This window comes from Sulfitobacter maritimus (genome assembly GCF_013346665.1).
In the GTDB taxonomy this organism is placed as follows: Bacteria; Pseudomonadota; Alphaproteobacteria; order Rhodobacterales; family Rhodobacteraceae; genus Sulfitobacter; species Sulfitobacter maritimus.
The window spans coordinates 617,171-635,547 of sequence record NZ_JABVBB010000034.1 but is presented as its reverse complement, the minus strand read 5'-3'; the positions used below and the strand labels follow the sequence as shown (position 1 = coordinate 635,547).

20 protein-coding genes are annotated in these 18,377 nt (G+C 61.6%); 2 read left to right on the top strand and 18 right to left on the bottom strand.

The features are described from left to right. Positions 1-24: 24 nt before the first annotated feature. The 16 genes from HTT03_RS13140 to HTT03_RS13065 all read right to left on the bottom strand — a co-directional run bounded on the left by HTT03_RS13140 (position 25) and on the right by HTT03_RS13065 (position 14,391). Complete coding sequence (locus tag HTT03_RS13140) at positions 25-1,269, bottom strand: NADH-quinone oxidoreductase subunit D (RefSeq protein WP_174860227.1); 1,245 nt, start codon at positions 1,267-1,269, stop codon at positions 25-27. Next, positions 1,269-1,439 carry a hypothetical protein gene (locus tag HTT03_RS13135; protein ID WP_174860226.1) on the bottom strand — a complete coding sequence of 57 codons (171 nt, stop codon included), beginning with the start codon at positions 1,437-1,439 and terminating at the stop codon, positions 1,269-1,271. Before HTT03_RS13135 ends, HTT03_RS13140 begins: the two co-directional genes overlap by 1 nt. After that, positions 1,436-2,290: a methyltransferase gene (locus HTT03_RS13130; protein ID WP_174860225.1), complete on the bottom strand. Its 855-nt coding sequence runs from the start codon at positions 2,288-2,290 to the stop codon at positions 1,436-1,438. The genes HTT03_RS13135 and HTT03_RS13130 overlap by 4 nt, the downstream gene beginning before the upstream one ends. After that, positions 2,287-2,898, bottom strand: coding sequence for an NADH-quinone oxidoreductase subunit C (locus HTT03_RS13125; RefSeq protein ID WP_174860224.1), 612 nt, complete (start codon positions 2,896-2,898; stop codon positions 2,287-2,289). The genes HTT03_RS13130 and HTT03_RS13125 overlap by 4 nt, the downstream gene beginning before the upstream one ends. A gap of 99 nt (positions 2,899-2,997) precedes the next feature. Then, the gene (locus tag HTT03_RS13120; protein WP_425506325.1) at positions 2,998-3,576 is read right to left on the bottom strand and encodes a NuoB/complex I 20 kDa subunit family protein; all 579 of its coding nucleotides are present in this window, start codon (positions 3,574-3,576) and stop codon (positions 2,998-3,000) included. Between the two features lie 26 nt (positions 3,577-3,602). After that, positions 3,603-3,968 (bottom strand): NADH-quinone oxidoreductase subunit A, encoded by a 366-nt coding sequence (locus HTT03_RS13115; RefSeq protein ID WP_174860223.1) that lies wholly within the window; start codon positions 3,966-3,968, stop codon positions 3,603-3,605. A 162-nt stretch (positions 3,969-4,130) separates the two neighbouring features. Next, positions 4,131-4,913, bottom strand: coding sequence for a crotonase/enoyl-CoA hydratase family protein (locus HTT03_RS13110; protein ID WP_174860222.1), 783 nt, complete (start codon positions 4,911-4,913; stop codon positions 4,131-4,133). A gap of 2 nt (positions 4,914-4,915) precedes the next feature. Further along, positions 4,916-5,770 carry a hydroxymethylglutaryl-CoA lyase gene (locus tag HTT03_RS13105; protein WP_174860221.1) on the bottom strand — a complete coding sequence of 285 codons (855 nt, stop codon included), beginning with the start codon at positions 5,768-5,770 and terminating at the stop codon, positions 4,916-4,918. A 39-nt stretch (positions 5,771-5,809) separates the two neighbouring features. Next, positions 5,810-6,478 (bottom strand): glutathione S-transferase family protein, encoded by a 669-nt coding sequence (locus tag HTT03_RS13100; RefSeq protein WP_174860220.1) that lies wholly within the window; start codon positions 6,476-6,478, stop codon positions 5,810-5,812. After that, complete coding sequence (locus HTT03_RS13095) at positions 6,475-8,421, bottom strand: acetyl/propionyl/methylcrotonyl-CoA carboxylase subunit alpha (RefSeq protein ID WP_174860219.1); 1,947 nt, start codon at positions 8,419-8,421, stop codon at positions 6,475-6,477. The genes HTT03_RS13100 and HTT03_RS13095 overlap by 4 nt, the downstream gene beginning before the upstream one ends. A gap of 72 nt (positions 8,422-8,493) precedes the next feature. Further along, a complete protein-coding gene (locus HTT03_RS13090; RefSeq protein ID WP_174860218.1) occupies positions 8,494-10,098 on the bottom strand; it encodes a carboxyl transferase domain-containing protein in 1,605 nt (534 codons plus the stop codon). Then, positions 10,095-11,597 carry an AMP-binding protein gene (locus HTT03_RS13085; RefSeq protein WP_174860217.1) on the bottom strand — a complete coding sequence of 501 codons (1,503 nt, stop codon included), beginning with the start codon at positions 11,595-11,597 and terminating at the stop codon, positions 10,095-10,097. Before HTT03_RS13085 ends, HTT03_RS13090 begins: the two co-directional genes overlap by 4 nt. Position 11,598: 1 nt before the next feature. Next, positions 11,599-12,315 carry a flavodoxin family protein gene (locus HTT03_RS13080; RefSeq protein WP_174860216.1) on the bottom strand — a complete coding sequence of 239 codons (717 nt, stop codon included), beginning with the start codon at positions 12,313-12,315 and terminating at the stop codon, positions 11,599-11,601. Beyond that, positions 12,308-12,709, bottom strand: coding sequence for a DUF1622 domain-containing protein (locus HTT03_RS13075; protein ID WP_174860215.1), 402 nt, complete (start codon positions 12,707-12,709; stop codon positions 12,308-12,310). Before HTT03_RS13075 ends, HTT03_RS13080 begins: the two co-directional genes overlap by 8 nt. Before the next feature lie 36 nt (positions 12,710-12,745). Further along, positions 12,746-13,231: a lysozyme inhibitor LprI family protein gene (locus tag HTT03_RS13070; RefSeq protein ID WP_174860214.1), complete on the bottom strand. Its 486-nt coding sequence runs from the start codon at positions 13,229-13,231 to the stop codon at positions 12,746-12,748. Further along, positions 13,231-14,391, bottom strand: coding sequence for an acyl-CoA dehydrogenase family protein (locus tag HTT03_RS13065; RefSeq protein WP_174860213.1), 1,161 nt, complete (start codon positions 14,389-14,391; stop codon positions 13,231-13,233). Before HTT03_RS13065 ends, HTT03_RS13070 begins: the two co-directional genes overlap by 1 nt. Positions 14,392-14,539: 148 nt before the next feature. On the opposite strand from HTT03_RS13065, the gene HTT03_RS13060 reads away from it, so the two are divergent. Continuing rightward, positions 14,540-15,016 (top strand): pyridoxamine 5'-phosphate oxidase family protein, encoded by a 477-nt coding sequence (locus HTT03_RS13060; RefSeq protein ID WP_174860212.1) that lies wholly within the window; start codon positions 14,540-14,542, stop codon positions 15,014-15,016. On the opposite strand, the gene HTT03_RS13055 is transcribed toward HTT03_RS13060, so the two are convergent. Together HTT03_RS13055 and HTT03_RS13050 are read right to left on the bottom strand one after the other, a co-directional pair. Then, positions 15,013-16,212, bottom strand: coding sequence for a DegT/DnrJ/EryC1/StrS family aminotransferase (locus tag HTT03_RS13055; protein ID WP_174860211.1), 1,200 nt, complete (start codon positions 16,210-16,212; stop codon positions 15,013-15,015). The two genes, HTT03_RS13060 and HTT03_RS13055, sit on opposite strands and share 4 nt — an antisense overlap. Beyond that, positions 16,212-16,886, bottom strand: coding sequence for an HAD-IIIA family hydrolase (locus HTT03_RS13050; RefSeq protein ID WP_174860210.1), 675 nt, complete (start codon positions 16,884-16,886; stop codon positions 16,212-16,214). The genes HTT03_RS13055 and HTT03_RS13050 overlap by 1 nt, the downstream gene beginning before the upstream one ends. 138 nt (positions 16,887-17,024) lie before the next feature. Here HTT03_RS13050 and glmU point away from each other — a divergent pair, with 138 nt between their 5' ends. Continuing rightward, a complete protein-coding gene (gene glmU, locus HTT03_RS13045) occupies positions 17,025-18,377 on the top strand; it encodes a bifunctional UDP-N-acetylglucosamine diphosphorylase/glucosamine-1-phosphate N-acetyltransferase GlmU (protein ID WP_174860209.1) in 1,353 nt (450 codons plus the stop codon).

Sequence of the window (18,377 nt, the reverse complement as noted above, 5' to 3'; positions counted from 1 at the left end):
GGGCAATATGGAGAGCGGCAGGCATTACCGGTCAATCTCTCCAAAGACGACATCCATCGTCCCGATGATCGCGGCCACATCGGCCAATTGGTGACCGGTGGCGATATGGTCCATCGCTTGCAGGTGCAGGAAACCCGGCGCACGGATTTTCGAGCGGTAGGGTTTGTTGGTCCCATCCGCCACCAGATAGACGCCAAACTCCCCCTTGGGCGCTTCGACAGCGCAGTACACCTCACCGGCTGGCACGTGGAAGCCTTCGGTATAGAGCTTAAAGTGGTGGATCAGGCTTTCCATGTCGGTCTTCATCGCCGTGCGCGAAGGCGGTGTGATCTTGCCACGCGCAAGAATGTCCCCCTGCCCTTCGGGCGCACGCAGCTTTTCGATCGCCTGCTGGATGATATAGGTCGACTGGCGCATCTCTTCCATGCGGCAAAGGTAGCGATCAAAGCAGTCGCCATTCTTGCCCACCGGAATTTGGAAGTCGAATTCGTCATAGCATTCATAGGGTTGCGCACGGCGCAAGTCCCACGCAAGGCCTGAGCCACGCACCATGACGCCGCTGAAGCCGTAGTCCAGAATGTCCTGCTCGGTCACGACACCGATGTCGACGTTACGCTGTTTGAAAATCCGGTTCTCGGTCAGCAGCTCGTCGATATCGACCATGAATTTGGTCAGGAACTGCGCACACCATGCTTCGATATCATCAAGCAGCGCAGGCGGCAGGTCTTGGTGCACACCGCCGGGGCGGAAGTAGGCCGCGTGCAGGCGTGCGCCGCACGCCCGCTCGTAGAAGATCATCAGGCTTTCGCGCTCTTCAAAGCCCCAAAGCGGCGGCGTGAGCGCGCCCACGTCCAGCGCCTGTGTGGTGATGTTGAGCAGGTGGTTCAGAATACGCCCGATCTCAGAAAACAGCACCCGGATCAGCGAGGCACGGCGCGGCACGACCGTGTCGGTCAGCTTTTCGATGGCCAGACACCACGCGTGCTCTTGGTTCATCGGGGCAACGTAGTCCAGCCGGTCAAAGTACGGCAGGTTTTGCAGATAGGTGCGGCTTTCCATCAGCTTTTCGGTGCCACGGTGCAGCAGGCCGATATGCGGATCGCACCGTTCTACAACCTCGCCGTCAAGTTCTAGCACAAGACGCAGAACACCATGCGCAGCAGGGTGTTGCGGGCCGAAGTTAATGTTGAAGTTGCGGATCTTCTGCTCGCCGGACTCAAAGTCGGTCGACCCGTCGTCAAAGGCTTTTGTGCGAATGTCGCCGTCCATTACCGTTTCTCCAGTTCTTGCAGCTTGAGCCCCATCCACCACAGCAGAGCAATCGTGCCCAGCGGGATCAGACAGACCGCTGCCCAGTATTTGTTAATGCCGAAGAACGGCAGAAGCTTGACCATCGGGATGGCGGTCAGCGCAGAGAGGATCAGCCACCACAAACTCATGCCATGCCCTCTTCACCGCGCCGTTGCAACAGGTAGCTTACCACCAGACATTTGCGAAACTGCGTCCGAACATAGCCCCGCTCAAAGTCTTGCCGAAACCAGCGGTCTCCAAATTTCTTTCCCCACGCCGGCCGGATCATGCCAAGCACCCAAGCCCATTTTGCTTGACCGTAAACCCCGATCCGATCACTGACGTCAAAGCGCCCTTCGATCAGGTCCAACTCAGCATGGCCAAAAGGAAATTCCCATTCGGCATCGGTCTGGAATGGCCGGAACAGAGCCCGAAATCCGCGTGCGGGCGCCCAGGCCTGCGCGGGATCGAAGGTAATGATCCGACCGCCGGGGGCCAGTACCTCTTCCAGTCGATCCAGAAGCGGCGTCATATAGCGGAAATGGTGCAGTACTGAATGGGCGTAGATGACATCATAGCCGCCTTCGGGAAACGTGTGGGAGAGGAAGTCGCCGGCGATGAAAGCGGTGTTTGGCAGATGCCCGAACCGCTCTCTAAGCACGCCAACCTGGGCCTCGGACAGATCGATTGCGTGATAGGTGCCAGCGGTGGTGGCGAGATGTTCGGTCAGGGCGGTGCCGGTGCCACATCCCAAATCGAGCACCGTCTTATTGCTCAGATCGCCCAGCCATTTGCGGTGGATGTCATAGGGTATTGCCCGCGCCTCTTCGGAGATCGTTGCTGCCGCGCGTTGGCGCAGCACGCGCCAGAGGTTCGTCGCCACCCCATTGAGGGCCGAGACCGAACCACCATTGGTCTGGTCGTAATAGGCCCGTTGCCGCTCGTTCACGGTTTCCATCGCGACACGCTGGCTGGCGTTGCTATTGGCTGAGGGTTTCACCCTGCGGGTTCCTCTTTCTTTTCATCACCGGGCAGGATGTAATCGGCCCCTTCCCACGGCGACATGAAGTCGAACTGGCGGTATTCCTGAACGAGGCTCACAGGCTCATAGACCACACGTTTGGCGGCTTCGTCATAGCGCACTTCGGTATAGCCCGTGGTCGGGAAATCCTTGCGCAGCGGATGGCCGCGGAAACCGTAATCCGTGAGAATGCGGCGCAGGTCGGGGTGGCCTGAGAACAGGATGCCGAACATGTCGAAAATCTCACGCTCGAACCAATCGGCACTGGGATGCACGGAGGTCAGCGACGGCACCATGTCCTTTTCCCGCGCCGCAGCGCGCAGGCGGATGCGCTGGTTTTGGTACATGGACAGGAAGTGGTAAACCACGTCGAACCGCTTGGCGCGACCGGGGTAGTCGACAGCCGTAATATCCACCAACGTTGAGAAGCGGCAGGTTGGATCACTGCGCAGGAATTCCACCAACCCGGCGATATTCGCCAGCGCTACATTTACGTTCAACTCACCCTTGGTGACATCCCAGCCGAGCACACAATCGGGCCGTTTGGCTTCGATATAGGCCCCAAGCTCTTGCAGTTGTTCGCTCATCGCAAATCTTCCTTCCACGCGCCGATCAACGCCGTCTGTCTGTCGCGCATCCGGCGCGTTGTCTGTCTCGCCTGCGCCACATGGGGCGTAGGCCATAGCTTAACGCACAATCGTCCCAGTGCGGCGGATCTTACGTTGCAGCTGCAATATCCCGTAAAGCAGCGCCTCCGCCGTGGGCGGGCAGCCGGGCACATAGATGTCTACCGGCACGATCCGGTCACAGCCACGCACGACCGAGTAGCTGTAATGGTAATACCCACCGCCATTCGCACAGGAACCCATGGAGATCACATAGCGCGGCTCTGGCATCTGGTCGTAAACCTTGCGCAGCGCCGGGGCCATTTTATTGGTCAGGGTGCCCGCGACGATCATCAGATCTGACTGGCGCGGGGACGCACGCGGTGCTGTACCAAACCGCTCAAGGTCATAGCGCGGCATGGAACTGTGCATCATCTCAACCGCGCAGCAGGCCAGACCAAAGGTCATCCAGTGCAGTGAGCCGGTGCGCGCCCAGTTGATAATGTCTTCGGTCGAGGTGACCAAGAAACCCTTGTCCTGCAACTCAGCATTCAGGGTCTGGGTTGCAACCTCAGGGTCCGGCCCCGCGCCATACTGGCCGTAAGCCGCAGGTGCAGAGGCGCCGGATTTAACCCGCGGGCTCTGGTAGCCGTCCCCCATGACCGGGGTGACGAGACCGTCATCCTTTACTGCCATTCCAGCGCTCCCTTCTGCCATTCATAGGCGAAGCCCGCCGTCAGCACGCCCAAGAACACCATCATGGACCAGAAACCAACCATGCTCACTTCCTTAAAGGCCACGGCCCATGGGAAGAGGAAGGCGATTTCAAGATCGAAAATGATGAAGAGGATCGAAACCAAATAAAAACGCACGTCGAATTTCATGCGCGCGTCGTCAAACGCGTTGAACCCACATTCATAGGCCGAGACCTTTTCCGGGTCAGGGTTGCGCACAGCCACCACCACAGCGGCGAGGATCAGCACAAGGCCCAAGCCGATGGCAACGGCCAGAAAAACGAGGATGGGCAGGTATTCCCGCAGCATGTCGTCCAAGGGGATGCTCCTTTCGCGGTGCGCGGCAGTCGAAAGGGGTCCGAGCCCCGCGCAGACAAACTTGGAACGGGTTTAACTCTGCCGGTGGGGAGGGTCAACGGGCCAAGGCCGCATATTGCCGCCCTGCCCCGTTCAATATGATCAATTCGCGCGGGTCTGGCCCTAGATCACCCACGCCGCCTTGCGCTTGTCGAAAAATGCGCCGATTCCTTCGGCGGCTTCTTCGGTTTCCCAGCGGGCCGCGAGGGCGTCGATGGACAGTTTCACCGCCTCCGGCGTGGCGATTCCGCCCAAGTCCTGCGCGAGTTTCTTGGCTGCCGCGACGGCACCCGGTGCGCAGGAGAGATAGGGGACGACTTCAGCTTCGACCGCCGCGTCCAACTCCTCTGCCGGAACGGCACGGGCGAGCAGCCCCAGATCAACAGCCTCTGCCGCGTCAAACAGCCGTGCAGACATAAACACCCGCCGCGCACGCCCCTCGCCCATGCGTGCCAGAACATAAGGCCCAATCGTCGCCGGAATGATCCCCAACCGCGTTTCTGTAAAACCCATCTTAAGGCTATCGACACCCACGGCCACGTCACAGACCGACGCCATGCCAACCCCGCCGCCAAAGGCATTGCCCTGCAACTTGCCAATCACAGGCTTTGGCAGCGCGTTCAACGCGCCCAGCATCGTGGCCAGTTTGCCCGCCTCAGCCGAGCGGGTCTCGGCATCCATATCCGCCTGATCGCGCATCCAGCCGAGATCGCCGCCCGCGCAAAAGGATTTGCCCGCCCCGGTCAGCACCACCACACGCACCGCATCGTCAGCGGCCAGATTTCCAGCAGCATCGGTCAGGTCCGCCAGCATCTGCGCCGACATCGCGTTGTGTTTCTCCGGACGGTTCAGGGTGAGCGTCGCCACCCCGCGCGCGTCGGTTTCGATCGTTAACGTCTCGTACATGGTTAGCCTCGCATCGCCCGTGCCATTTCGGCAGCCTCTTCGACCACCTGCTGATCGACCCCGGTGTCATAGCCCAGAGCCGTCAAATGTGCGTTCACTGCTTCTGTAGCGACATTGCCCGCAGCGCCGGGCGCATAGGGGCAGCCGCCCAAACCACCCACCGCCGCATCAAAGACCCGCACGCCCATCGACAGCGACGCGTCAATATTCGCCATCGCCCGGCCATGGGTGTCGTGATAATGCCCCGCCAAACGGCCCACCGGCACCACATCGCGCACCGCCAGCAGCATCCGCGCGATGCTGTCGGGCGTCCCTGCCCCAATCGTGTCGCCCAGCGAGACCTCATAGCAGCCCATCGCAAAGAGTTTGTCCGCCACCCGCGCCACTTCGCCCGGATCGACCTTGCCGTCATAGGGGCACTCCACGACGCAAGAGACATAGCCCCGCACCGGCATGTCGATGTGCCGCGCCTCTTCGAGGATCGGGGCAAAGCGCGCGAAAGCCTCTTCGATGCTGGCGTTGATGTTCTTCTTGCTGAAGCCTTCCGAGGCCGAGGCGAAGATCGCGATCTCATCCGCCTTGGCCTTCACCGCGTCCTCATAGCCGTACATATTCGGCGTCAACGCCGCATAGCGCACGCCTTCGGCACGGTTGATCCCCGCCAAGACTTCGCCCGACCCGGCCATCTGCGGCACCCATTTGGGGCTCACGAAACTGGCGCATTCAATGCGGCGGAACCCGGCTTCGCTCAGCTTGTCGACCAGCGCCACCTTCTCGGAAACCGGAATCTCCCGCTTCTCGTTCTGCAACCCGTCGCGTGGTCCGACTTCGAAAATCTCACAGTGTCCAAGGCTCATTGGCCGCTCTCCCCATTCATGTTGGTCCCGCCGCCCGGCTTAATCCACCGGCCAGGGCGCATAGAAATCCTGCGCATAGAGCCGCCCCTCCTCGGGCAGCGCCTGCGCAAAGCTTTCGCGTTCCGTGATCCGTTCATACCACGCCGCAACCGAAGGGTGGTCATCCAATTTTACGAAATGTCGCGCCATATAAACCGCTTGGCCGACCGAGATATCGGCGGCGGAAAAGCCGGAGGTCAGCAGGTAATCGCGGTTCTCCAAAGGCGTCGAGAGCCGCGCCTCAAGCGCGTCGTAACATTTGCCGATCCGCGCGGCCTCAAGCTTCATCACGATAGGGCTGCGCATGGAATCGCCGCGCAGGGCGATATGCTGCTGGGTCAGCGCCGCCGCATGCTGGCTGATGGTCTCGGCAAAATGCACCCAGACCAGCCAGGCCATCCGGTCCGGACTGCCCACCGAGCGGCCCATGCGGTCCGGACTATAGCGTTCGCAGAGATACTGGGTGATCGCTCCGGTCTCAAACATCCGCTCGCCGTCGATCTCCAACGCCGGCACCCGGCCCGCTGGCGAGAGCACCAGATACTCCGGGTCGCGCAGGCTGCGGTCAAAGGCGTGCAGTTTGACCTGAAACTCCACGTCATCCAACTCATGCAGCAGCCAAAGTGTGCGCATCGAGCGGGTCTGTGGGCAGTGGTGTAGCGTAATCATGCCGCGTCCTCTGCTGCAGCTTCAAGCCGCACCAACGCAGCCCCCGCTTCCACCTGATCGCCGGGCCGGGCCAGCACCTCGGCCACGACCCCATCGCGGGCCGCGAGCAACGAATGTTCCATCTTCATTGCTTCCAGCACAGCCAAGCGGTCGCCCTTGGCGACGCTCTGGCCGACGTCGGCATCAATCGCCCGCACCAGCCCCGGCATCGGCGCTTCGACGATGTTACCATCCCCATGCGCCGCCCCCGCCCGCGCCAGCGGGTCGATCACGTCGAAGGCGATGCCATAGGCGTCAAAGACCGTGACCACGTCCCCGGCAACCGACACAGCTGGTGCCACATGCCCATCAACCTTCCAACGCCCGCCAACCCGCTCCGCCCGGATTTCTGTGTCATCTACCGTCCAAAGCTGCACATCCTCAGACAAGACCCGCACTTTCAGCTGATGCTCCGTACCGTCGCGGCCAAGCATCACCTGCCGCCGCAGAGGCCGCCAAAGGTTGAACCCCGCCTCCGCCTGTGGCTGATCCAGTCCCAAAGCCGCCATACCTGCGAGGGCGACATGCAGCCCCGGCACCTCTGGCGGCGTGGTGAGCGCATCAATATCCCGCGCGATAAGGCCCGTGTCGACGTCGCCCTTGGCGAACCCTTCGTGGCCAGCCAGAGCGCCCAGAAAGGCAAGGTTTGTCACTGTGCCGCCGACTTCGCAGCCTTTCAGCGCCGCGCGCAGCCGCGACAACGCCACATCGCGGGTTGGCCCATGTACAATTACCTTGGCGATCATCGGATCATAGAAGGGGCTGATCGTATCGCCCGCACGCACGCCGCTGTCAGCGCGGGTTTGCGGGGTAAATTGCAGATGGGTTAAGGTACCTGTTGCGGGCAAGAAACCCTTTGGGACGTCCTCTGCATAAAGCCGTGCTTCAAAGGCGTGGCCGCTGATGGTCAATTCATCCTGCGCCTTGGGTAGCGCCTCCCCGGCGGCCACGCGCAACTGCCATTCCACCAAATCGACGCCTGTGACCAGTTCCGTCACCGGATGCTCCACCTGCAAGCGCGTATTCATCTCCATAAAGAAGAACCCGTCCGCCGAGAGGCCACCCGAACCGTCGACGATAAATTCCACCGTCCCCGCTCCAGCGTAGCCAATCGCCTCCGCCGCACGCACCGCCGCCTCGCCCATGGCGCTGCGCATCTCTTCGGTCATGCCCGGCGCAGGGGCTTCTTCGATCACCTTCTGGTGTCGGCGTTGCAGCGAGCAGTCCCGCTCAAACAGATGTACCGCATGTGTGCCATCGCCAAAGACCTGCACCTCGATATGGCGCGGCTTGGTGACAAACTTTTCGACCAGAACATCCGAATTGCCAAAGGCCGTCTTGGCTTCTGACCGCGCCGAGTCCAACGCTGCCTGAAACTCCTTGGCCTCCTCAACCAGACGCATCCCTTTGCCGCCGCCACCCGCGACGGCCTTGATCAGCACCGGATAGCCGATCTTCTTAGCCTCATCGGCCAGCAGCGCATCATCCTGATCCGCACCGTGATAGCCCGGCACCACCGGCACCCCGGCCTCAACCATCAGCGCTTTAGCGGCATCCTTCAGCCCCATGGCCCGGATGGCCTTGGCCGACGGCCCGACAAAGACCAGCCCCGCCGCCTCAACCGCTTCCACAAAATCCGGGTTTTCGCTCAGAAAGCCATAGCCCGGATGGATCGCCTGCGCACCTATGTCGAGCGCCGCTTGAATGATCACGTCACCTTTGAGGTAACTCTCTGCCGGGGCCGAGCCGCCGATATGCACTGCGGCATCCGCCATCGCCACGTGTTTCGCGCCCGCATCGGCGTCGGAATAGACCGCCACACAGCGCACGCCCATCTTCTGGGCCGTTTCCATCACCCGGCAAGCAATCTCACCCCGGTTCGCAATCAGGATCGTGTCAAACATGCTCTACCCTTTTCATCCTCTTACTGTCCAAATGTCATGCGCAGCGGGCACCGAAGGGGCGCCCGGCGCAGATCACATCCGGAACAAACCAAATTTCGTTGGCCCAATCGGCGCGTTCAGACTGGCCGACAAGCTCAGATAGAGCACATCCCGGCTCTTGCGCGGATCGATAATCCCATCGTCCCACAGCCTTGCGGAGGCATAAAGCGGGTGGCTCTGCTCCTCGAACATATCAATCGTTGGCTGTTTGAAGGCGGTCTCTTCTTCCTCGGTCCACGTGTCCCCGGCTCGCTCAATCGCGTCGCGTTTGACGGTGGCAAGCACCCCCGCCGCCTGCGCGCCGCCCATGACCGAAATCCGGCTGTTGGGCCACGTCCACAGAAAGCGCGGGCGGTAGGCCCGGCCCGACATGCCGTAGTTGCCCGCGCCGAAAGAGCCACCGACGAGCATGGTGATTTTAGGCACATTGGTGGTGGCCACCGCGGTCACCATCTTGGCGCCATGCCGCGCGATGCCCTCGTTCTCGTATTTACGGCCCACCATAAAGCCGGTGATGTTTTGCAGGAACACCAGCGGGATGTTGCGTTGGCTGCACAGTTCAACAAAATGCGCACCCTTCTGGGCGGCCTCGGAGAAGAGCACGCCGTTGTTGGCGATGATGCCGATAGGGCAGCCTTTGACATGGGCGAAGCCGCAAACCAAAGTCTCGCCGAAGCGGGACTTGAACTCGTCGAAACGGCTGCCGTCCACGAGACGCATGATGACCTCGCGGATATCATAAGGCGTGCGCAGGTCGGCGGGGACAACGCCCAGCATTTCGTCGGGGTCGTATGCGGGCTCTTCGGGGCTGGCCCAGTCCACTGTGGTCGGCTTGGTCTTATTCAGATGACCGACAGCACGGCGGGCCAGCGCCAGCGCGTGGGCATCATCCTCGGCCAAATAGTCCGCCACGCCCGAGAGCCGCGTATGCACATCGCCGCCGCCGAGGTCTTCGGCGCTGACCACCTCGCCAGTCGCGGCCTTCACCAGCGGCGGACCGGCGAGGAAGATCGTGCCCTGCTCTTTGACAATGATCGTCACGTCCGACATCGCGGGGACGTAGGCGCCGCCCGCAGTGCAAGACCCCATCACCACAGCGATTTGCGCAATGCCCTTGGCACTCATCCGCGCTTGATTGTAGAAAATCGCACCAAAGTGGTCGCGGTCGGGGAAGACTTCGTCTTGGTTCGGCAGGTTCGCGCCGCCGCTGTCCACGAGATAGATACAGGGCAGATGGTTCGCCTCAGCAATCTCCTGCGCGCGGAGGTGTTTTTTCACCGTCATCGGATAGTAAGTGCCGCCCTTCACGGTAGCGTCGTTGCAGACCACCATGACCTCATGGCCCTGCACACGCCCGATGCCTGCGATTACACCGGCGCAGGGTGCCGCACCGCCGTAAAGCCCATGCGCCGCCGTGGCGCCGATCTCCAGAAACGGGCTACCGGGGTCGAGCAGGTTCGCCACACGCTCCCGCGGCAGCATCTTGCCCCGGCTTTCGTGACGCGCGCGAGATTTCTCACCGCCACCAAGGGCTGCAGCCTCAGCCGCCTCGCGGACCTCGCTCAGCGCCTTAAGATGGGCCATCTCGTTGGCCTTGTAGGCATCCGAGGATGGCAGGGCTTGGGATGTCAGTTTCATGTTACGTCCTCATTCTCTTGCGCCGCCAGACGCTTCAGTTCTTTGCGGATTACCTTGCCGGTCACGGTCATCGGCAGGTCTTCTACGAATGCGATCTCACGCGGGTAGGAATAGCTCGCAAGACGGTCCTTGACCCAATCTTGCAGCTCCTTCGCTTGGGCTTCGGCACCCGGTTTCAGCACCACGTATGCTTTTACGATCTCGGTGCGCAGCGCGTCCGGCTTGCCCACCACGCCACAGGTCGCCACGGCGTCATGGGTCAGCAAACAGTCCTCAATCTCGGCCGGGCCGATGCGGTAGCCAGCAGAGGTGATCACATCATCCTCACGACCTACAAAGCGCAGATACTCGCCCTCCCAGATGCCCCGATCGCCCGTCAGCAGCCAGTCACCGTGGAACTTCGCCGCCGTTTCCTCGGGCCGGTTCCAATAGCGCAGCATCATCGAGGGCGCGCCTTTGCGCACCGCGACATCGCCCTCGGCATCAGTGGGCTGGCCGTCACCGTCCAGCACAGCAAGTTCGAACCCCGGCACCGGCTTGCCGATGCAGCCGGGCTGCGCGGGGAAGTCCACGCCGCAGCTTGAGGCGACCATGTTGCACTCAGTCTGGCCGTAGAACTCGTTGATCTCTAACTCGAAAGCCTTGCGGCCCCAAGCAAGCATCTCGGCCCCCAGAGGCTCGCCGCCACTGGCGACGGAGCGCAGGCCGGGCAGAGACACATCCGCAGCCTTCAGCATCCGCAAGGCGGTCGGCGGGAAAAAGACATTGCGCACCTCGCCCCGCGCGATCACGTCGGCGCAGCCCTCGACGGTGAACTTGGGCATCCGCGCAGCCACAACCGGCACGCCAAGCGCCAGCGCGGGCATCGCTACGTCAAAAAGCCCGCCGATCCACGCCCAATCCGCTGGGGTCCAGAGGCAATCGCCTTTCTGCCTCAGATGATCATGGCTGACCGAGACGCCCGGCAAATGGCCCGACAGCACCCGATGTCCGTGCAATGCCCCCTTTGGCGTGCCGGTGGTGCCGGAGGTGTAGATCAGCACGGCAGGGTCTTCGGGGCCGACCTCGGCGAAATCCGCCGGGTCGCCCGCAATGCCGACTTGGGACGCAATCCACGGTGTTGCAAGATCGCCCAGCAGGTCGGCGCCTTCGGCATCGGTCAGGACAATCGCACAGCCAGCGTCATTGATCCGACTGGCCAGCGCGTCGCGTTTGAACAGCTTAAACAGCGGCACCGAAATTGCGCCGATCTTCCAGATCGCCAGATGCGCGGCTGCGCACCACGGCGACTGGCTGAGCAAAACGCCCACGCGGTCGCCGGGCTGCACTTCAGCCAAGAGCGCCCGCGCCAGACCGTCAACCATCTGGTGCAGGGCGCCGTAAGACACATCGCGGCGCCCCTCCCCGGTCAGGTCAATGATCGCCAAAGCGTCGTCGGGCTGCGCCAAACACTGCGCCGCCATATTGCCCTGCCAGATGCTCCAATCGTCAGATGTCATGTCAGCTTCGATACTCCGGGTTTTCAAAATCAAAGCGCGCGCCGGCGTCCCAAGCGTTGCGGTCGTTACCCTCTTGTGGATAGCCGCCAGCGTCTTTCAACATCCGCGCCAGATGAAGGGCGTTCCATGTCATGATCGTGGTGTTGCGCTGCGTGAATTCATTGTCGAAGCCTATGCGCTTGCCATCCACCTCATCGCCGTAAGAGGGACCCGGCCCCGCCTCGCCGATCCAGCCGCAATCGGCTTGTGGCGGGATGGTGTAGCCAAGGTGGTTCATCGCGAAACCAGTGGTCATGGCGACATGTTTGATGCCGTCTTCGTTACCCGTCACCACCGTGCCGCCGACCTTGCCGTAGAAAACAGATTGCCCCTTGTCGTTCAGCTTTCCGCTCATGGCATAGAGCCGTTCAATCAAGACCCGGCAGGTGCTGCTTTCCTCGCCCAGCCAAAGCGGCGTGCCGATGATGAGGATGTCGGCGGCCAGCACCTTTTCCCAAATGCCAGGCCAATCATCGCGGTCCCAGCCATGTTCTGTCATGTCCGGATAGACGCCAGGCGGCACTTGGTGATCGAGCAGATAGAGGTGTTCGACGCTCACCCCCTGCGTCTCCATGATCCCCGCGCTGGCGTTGAGCAACAGTTGTGTGTGGCTGTCGCCGGGGGTCTTTTTCAGCGAGCAGTTTACGTAGAGCGCCTTGAGGTCGGAAAAGTCAGTCATCGCCAAGTTCCTTCTTCAGTTGCTCCAACTCCCGATCAAGGAAGAAAGAGGTGATGGACCGGATGATGACCAGCAGCAGCAAGAAGAGCAGATCGGCAAAGCGCAGGCTGATCGCGGTATGAATCACGTCTGAGACAATGAACAACTCCAGCCCCGCAAGGATGTACCGCCCCAACTCAATGCGCTCGCGGTTGGTGCGGCGCACCCGTTCCGCGCCGCTTTTGCCAACTTCAGCAATCACAACACCGGTCAGGAAACGCGCAGCACCAATCAGCAGCAAAAGGATGGCGGCAATGTCGATCACCGCCGCTAAAACCTCGAAAACCTCGATCAGCCAAGGCAGCGCGCCATGCAGCACACCGCCTTCGGTTTCCATTTCGATCAGACTTTCCATCCCGGTTCCTCCGTTCCCGCGCCGCAGGGTGCGCGCCTAGTAGGCCGCCCCCAAAAGCAACGCCTGCTCGCCCGTCATCCGCATGAGACACATCAACGTCGCGGGCCCGCCGCCGGTGCCGCCGCCCCATTGGCTACGCTCGTAGTCGCAGGCGGCATCGCGGAACGTAATCCACGCGCGCTGCATGTCACGCAGCGCCTCGGCCTGTTTGGGGAGTTCGGGCTGGTACATGGCGGCGTCTTCATCCGCCGACTTCGCCTGAACCATGCGGGCGCGGTAGTTCTCGTTCAACAGAGCGTCCCAAAAGCTCAACTCACGATCCAGACAGCCGCCCATACCATAGGTCGAATATCCCCCCGGCGCTTCCATGCAGAGGTTCGCGGACAGGCCGATGCACGCACGCTTATCGGCGAACTCTTCGGCCCCGGCCAAACAGGTCGCCGTCGCACTGTCGGAATAGGTGATCTCCTGCGCGGCCACCGGCCCGGCCAAAACTGCGAGAGCCAGCAGCGCGGCGCGCATCACATAGACCCCATCATCTCGCGGCCCACCAGCATGCGGCGGATCTCCGAGGTGCCTGCGCCAATCTCCATCAGCTTGGCGTCGCGGAAGATGCGGCCCACCGGGTTGTCCGACAGATAGCCCGCGCCGCCCATCGCCTGCACCGCCTGATGCGCCTGCACCATGGCTTGTTCCGAGGCATAAAGACAGCAGGCCGCCGCGTCCTGACGGGTGACGTCGCCACGGTCGCAGGCCTGCGCCACGCTGTAGACATAGGCCCGCGCCGAGTTCATCGCGGTGTACATATCCGCCATCTTGCCCTGCATCAGCTGGAAGTCCCCGATGCGCTGGCCGAACTGCTTGCGCTCGGCCATATAGGGCATGATCTCATCCAGACAGGCAGCCATAATGCCAAGGCCAATGCCCGCCAGCACCACGCGCTCATAGTCGAGGCCTGACATCAGGACGCGCACGCCTTTGCCCTCTTCGCCGAGGATGTTCTCAAAGGGCACTTCGCAATCGTCAAAGATCAGCTCTGCGGTGTTCGACCCACGCATGCCGAGTTTGTCGAAGTGGTTCGAGGTGGTGAAACCCTTCATCGACTTCTCGATCAGAAAGGCGGTAATGCCCTTAGAACCTGCCTCTGGGTCCGTCTTCGCATAGACGACTAGCGTCTCGGCGTCCGGCCCATTGGTGATCCAATATTTATTGCCGTTCAGCCGGAAGTGATCGTTCCGCTTTTCGGCGTGCAGCTTCATGCTGACCACATCGCTGCCCGCGCCTGCCTCAGACATGGCCAACGCGCCGACATGCTCGCCTGAGCAAAGCTTCGGCAGGTACTGCGCCTTTTGCTCTGGAGTGCCGTTGAGCTTGATCTGGTTCACGCAGAGGTTGGAATGTGCGCCGTAGGACAGCGAGACCGAGGCGCTTGCCCGCGCAATTTCTTCCACCGCGACGGTATGGGCGACATAGCCCATGCCTGAACCGCCGTATTCCTCTTCGACGGTCATACCCAAAAGGCCCAACTCGCCCATCTCGGTCCAAAGCTCGGCGGGAAATTCGTTCTTGCTGTCGATCTCGGCGGCCATTGGTTTGACGCGCTCCTGCGCCCAGCGGTGCACCATGTCGCGCAGCGCGGCGACGTCCTCACCCAGATCGAACTGCATACTTGCGTTAAACACGACTTCTCCCCCGATTTATTGAACGCTTGTTCATTACCTACCGCCCTGCCCGCGATGCGTCAAGCATCTGCACGCAGGCCAAGCGGGAACCCCGCTGCCGCGCGGCGGGTTGGCCCTGCAACCGACCTTACAACAAAGCGAGAGTAAAATGAGCGACGATCTGAAGAAAGAATTTTGGGACCGGCTGGACGACACACGCGCCGGGATGTTGATGACCAAGACCGCCCCCGCAATCCCGATGACCCATTATATTGACGAAGACGACCGCTCCGCCGTGCTGTGGTTCATCACCGCCAAAACCACCGATCTGGCGAAATCCGCCGAGGGGCGCTCGGAAGCGCAATATCTCATCGCCAGCAAGGACGAATCCCTCTGGGCGCGGATCGACGGTCATGTGTCTGCTGTGACCAACCCCACCGAGCTCGACAAAATCTGGAACGCCATCGCAGGCGCTTGGTTTGAAGATGGCAAGCAAGACCCCGATGTTCAGCTGATCCGCTTTGATCTGACCGAAGCCGAGGTCTGGGCCACCGACGGCGGGTTCAAGTTCCTCTATGAGATCGGCAAAGCGCAGATGACCGGTGAAAAACCCGACATGGGCAAACACGGCACTATCCGTTTCTAAGCCACGCCCGATTGATAGACCGCGCTGACCTCGGACCGAATAATCCGCGCAATCAAAGCGCAGTCGTCCAGCGAAAAGGTCAGCGGCACACGCATGTCCAACAGTCCCGCCAGCACCGCATCGCTGGCGGGCATTTTTTCGGCCTTCACATAGCGCCATGTATCGTAGCGGCTGGTGAAGCCCTTGGGCTCTGCCCCGCCGAACCACTTGAGTTCCACGCCCCGCGCGGCACAGCGAGAGATGACGTCTTCGACCGACCCCGCCGACCATCCTTTTAGCAGAAACTGTATGGATGAGCCGACGATGCTTTCCGCCTCAGGCCGGTCGATCACCGTCAGCCCCGGCGTGTCGCGCAGACCGGCCTCAATCACCCGGTAGCGTTCATTCCAACGCGCCACTTGCTCCTTCAGCCGCCGCAACTGCGGACGCAGCACCGCTGCGCGCAGATTGTCCATGCGGCCCGAAATATTCGGGGTCTCATAGCGGATCGTCTCAAAAGCCTCCGGCCCCGGTGCGGCCTCATGCCGTTCGTAGAGCATATAGGACCCAGACAGCATGATCGCCCGCGCGGCCACTTGCGCGTCATTGGTGATGAGCAAACCACCCTCGCCCGCGTTCACATGCTTGTAGGTCTGGCAAGAGAAGCAGCCGACCTTGCCCTGCGTGCCCGATGCCGCGCCGTTCCAAGCCGCCCCCATCGTATGGGCGCAATCCTCGATCACCGTGATGCCACGCGCGTCACAGAGCGCCATAAGCGCCTCCATATCCGCCAGATGGCCGCGCATATGGCTGAGCAGCAACACATCAGCCTGATCTGCCTTGGCGGCGAGATCTTCAAGGTCAATGACCAGTTGCTCCGTGACGCCAACAAAGACTGGTACCGCGCCGAGCGAAGCAATCGCCCCCGGCACCGGCGCAAGCGTAAAAGCATTGGTCAACACCCGGTCGCCGGGCTTCACCCCCACCGCCCGGAGCGCCGTGGACATGGCATAGCCGCCAGAGGCCACCGCGAGGCAATATTTCACGCCCATCATCGCGGCAAATTCCTGCTCCAGCAGAGCAACCTCGGCGATCTCACCCGGCGCGGTGTTGTAACGGTGCAAGCGCCCACTGCGCATCACCGCCACCGCCGCCTCAATCGCCTCTTCAGGGATCGGCTCTTGCTGGGTAAAGCTGCCAGTGAAGCGCTCTGCCATCAGGCAGCCGCGCCGATCAGCCGTGTCACGACCTCCAGCAGGTCAGCGAAATCATCCAGCAGCGCTTCGGGTTCCAACGCTGCCACATCATGCCCGCCGGGGCCAAAGGTGACCAAGACGCAGGGCACCCCGGCCGCGCGGGCGGTCTTGCGGTCGGTATCGGTGTCGCCGATCAGTACACATTGGGCCGGGTCGCCGCCCGCGCGCCGTGCGGTTTCAAACAGATGTTCCGGATCCGGTTTGCGCACGGTCAAACTGTCTGCGCCCAGCATCGCGCCGAAAGCCTCTCGTACGCCGAGCTTGGTCAGCAGCAACTCCGCCAGCGCTTCGGGTTTGTTGGTACAGATCGCCACACGGTAGCCCGCCGCCTTGAGCGCCGCGACCGCCTCCATCGCGCCGGGATAGAGGATCGTATGGGTGTCGATCTCGCGTTTATAGGCGTCGAGCAACATCGGGTAATAGCGGTCAATGGTTTCGGCATCCTCCGCCCGGCCCAGTTTTTGCATACCGAGCGTTAGCATCGCCCGCCCGCCCCGTAAGGCGGTGCCAGCGTCCTCGGCGTGAACCAGCACATCGCCCGCCCCCATATCGCGAAAACAGGCATTGGCGGCGGCGATCAGGTCGCCAGAGGTGTCGGCCAAGGTGCCGTCGAGATCAAAAACCACTGTCTTCACAGGAAACTCCCTTGGCGGAACCCCGCCTTGCATGATGCCTTCGTGTTGCAGACCGCAACCTAGTTTGATGGGCGCTGGCCTTGCGCCTTTGTGCGAAGCGCGTAAAGAGAATGCAAGCTGAAGGACAAAGAGATTTACATGGAAACTGCATTGATCATCCTTGCCGCGGGCAAGGGGACACGGATGAACTCGGACCTGCCGAAAGTGCTGCACCACGTTGCCTCGGCCCCAATGCTGGAACATGCCATGGCTGCAGGGGCTGCACTCGGCCCGCGCCATACGGTTGTTGTTGCGGGCCATGGTGCTGATCTGGTGCGTGCCGCCGCGACGGGTTTTGACGAAGACGCGCAGGTGGTCGAGCAGACCGAGCAACTCGGCACCGCCCATGCGGTCGCCCAAGCGCGCGCCGCTTTGGAAGGCTTCGACGGCATGGCGCTGGTGCTCTATGGCGACACCCCTTTCGTCCGGCCCGAGACCTTGGAAAAGATGCAAGAGGCGCTTCGCACACATGACGTGGTCGTATTGGGGTTTGAGGCCGCCGACCCCGCCCGCTATGGCCGTCTGGTGATGCAAGGCGATACGCTGGAACGCATTGTCGAGTTCAAGGACGCGAGCGAAGAAGAACGCGCCATCTCCCTATGCAACTCCGGTGTGGTCGCCTGCAAATCCGATCTGCTGTTTGACCTGATCGACAAGGTCGGCAACGACAACGCATCTGAGGAATACTACCTCACGGACATCATCGGCCTTGCCCGCGCCGAAGGCCGCAGCGCCACAGTGGTGACCTGTGCAGAAGCCGAAACCATGGGCGTGAACTCCCGCGCCGATCTGGCCCGCGCAGAGGCCGCTTTCCAGTCCCGCGCCCGCGATCTGCTGATGGAAGACGGTGTCACCCTTGTGGCGCCGGAAACCGTCTTTCTGGCCCGCGACATCTATATTGGCCGGGATACGGTGGTGGAGCCGAATGTCGTCTTTGGTCCCAATGTCACCGTTGAATCTGGTGTCACGATCCGCGCCTTCTCACATCTCGAAGGCTGTCATGTCTCACGCGGCGGTATTGTCGGCCCCTACGCCCGTCTGCGCCCCGGAGCTGAGCTGGACGAAGACGTGCGCATCGGCAACTTCGTTGAGGTCAAAAACGCGCAGATCGCTGAAGGTGCCAAGGTCAACCACCTGAGCTACATCGGAGATGCCACCGTCGGCGCACGCAGCAATATCGGCGCGGGCACAATCACCTGCAACTACGACGGCGTGATGAAACACCACACCCATATCGGCGCACATGCCTTTATTGGCTCCAACACCATGCTGGTGGCACCTGTGTCGATCGGGGACGGCGCGATGACGGGCAGCGGTTCGGTCATCACCTCGGATGTGGAACCGGACGCGCTGGCGCTGTCCCGCGCACCGCAGGTGGAAAAGCCCGGCATGGCACGCAAATTGATTGAAGTTTTAAAGGCCAAAAAGGCCAAATTGCAAAGAGGCAGCTAA

Coding starts and splice junctions, on each gene's coding strand:
- HTT03_RS13140 (WP_174860227.1), bottom strand. CDS start 1,269: ATGGACGGCGACATTCGCACAAAAGCCTTTGACGACGGGTCGACCGAC.
- HTT03_RS13135 (WP_174860226.1), bottom strand. CDS start 1,439: ATGAGTTTGTGGTGGCTGATCCTCTCTGCGCTGACCGCCATCCCGATG.
- HTT03_RS13125 (WP_174860224.1), bottom strand. CDS start 2,898: ATGAGCGAACAACTGCAAGAGCTTGGGGCCTATATCGAAGCCAAACGG.
- HTT03_RS13120 (WP_425506325.1), bottom strand. CDS start 3,576: ATGGGGGACGGCTACCAGAGCCCGCGGGTTAAATCCGGCGCCTCTGCA.
- HTT03_RS13110 (WP_174860222.1), bottom strand. CDS start 4,913: ATGTACGAGACGTTAACGATCGAAACCGACGCGCGCGGGGTGGCGACG.
- HTT03_RS13105 (WP_174860221.1), bottom strand. CDS start 5,770: ATGAGCCTTGGACACTGTGAGATTTTCGAAGTCGGACCACGCGACGGG.
- HTT03_RS13100 (WP_174860220.1), bottom strand. CDS start 6,478: ATGATTACGCTACACCACTGCCCACAGACCCGCTCGATGCGCACACTT.
- HTT03_RS13095 (WP_174860219.1), bottom strand. CDS start 8,421: ATGTTTGACACGATCCTGATTGCGAACCGGGGTGAGATTGCTTGCCGG.
- HTT03_RS13090 (WP_174860218.1), bottom strand. CDS start 10,098: ATGAAACTGACATCCCAAGCCCTGCCATCCTCGGATGCCTACAAGGCC.
- HTT03_RS13085 (WP_174860217.1), bottom strand. CDS start 11,597: ATGACATCTGACGATTGGAGCATCTGGCAGGGCAATATGGCGGCGCAG.
- HTT03_RS13080 (WP_174860216.1), bottom strand. CDS start 12,315: ATGACTGACTTTTCCGACCTCAAGGCGCTCTACGTAAACTGCTCGCTG.
- HTT03_RS13075 (WP_174860215.1), bottom strand. CDS start 12,709: ATGGAAAGTCTGATCGAAATGGAAACCGAAGGCGGTGTGCTGCATGGC.
- HTT03_RS13070 (WP_174860214.1), bottom strand. CDS start 13,231: ATGCGCGCCGCGCTGCTGGCTCTCGCAGTTTTGGCCGGGCCGGTGGCC.
- HTT03_RS13060 (WP_174860212.1), top strand. CDS start 14,540: ATGAGCGACGATCTGAAGAAAGAATTTTGGGACCGGCTGGACGACACA.
- HTT03_RS13055 (WP_174860211.1), bottom strand. CDS start 16,212: ATGGCAGAGCGCTTCACTGGCAGCTTTACCCAGCAAGAGCCGATCCCT.
- glmU (WP_174860209.1), top strand. CDS start 17,025: ATGGAAACTGCATTGATCATCCTTGCCGCGGGCAAGGGGACACGGATG.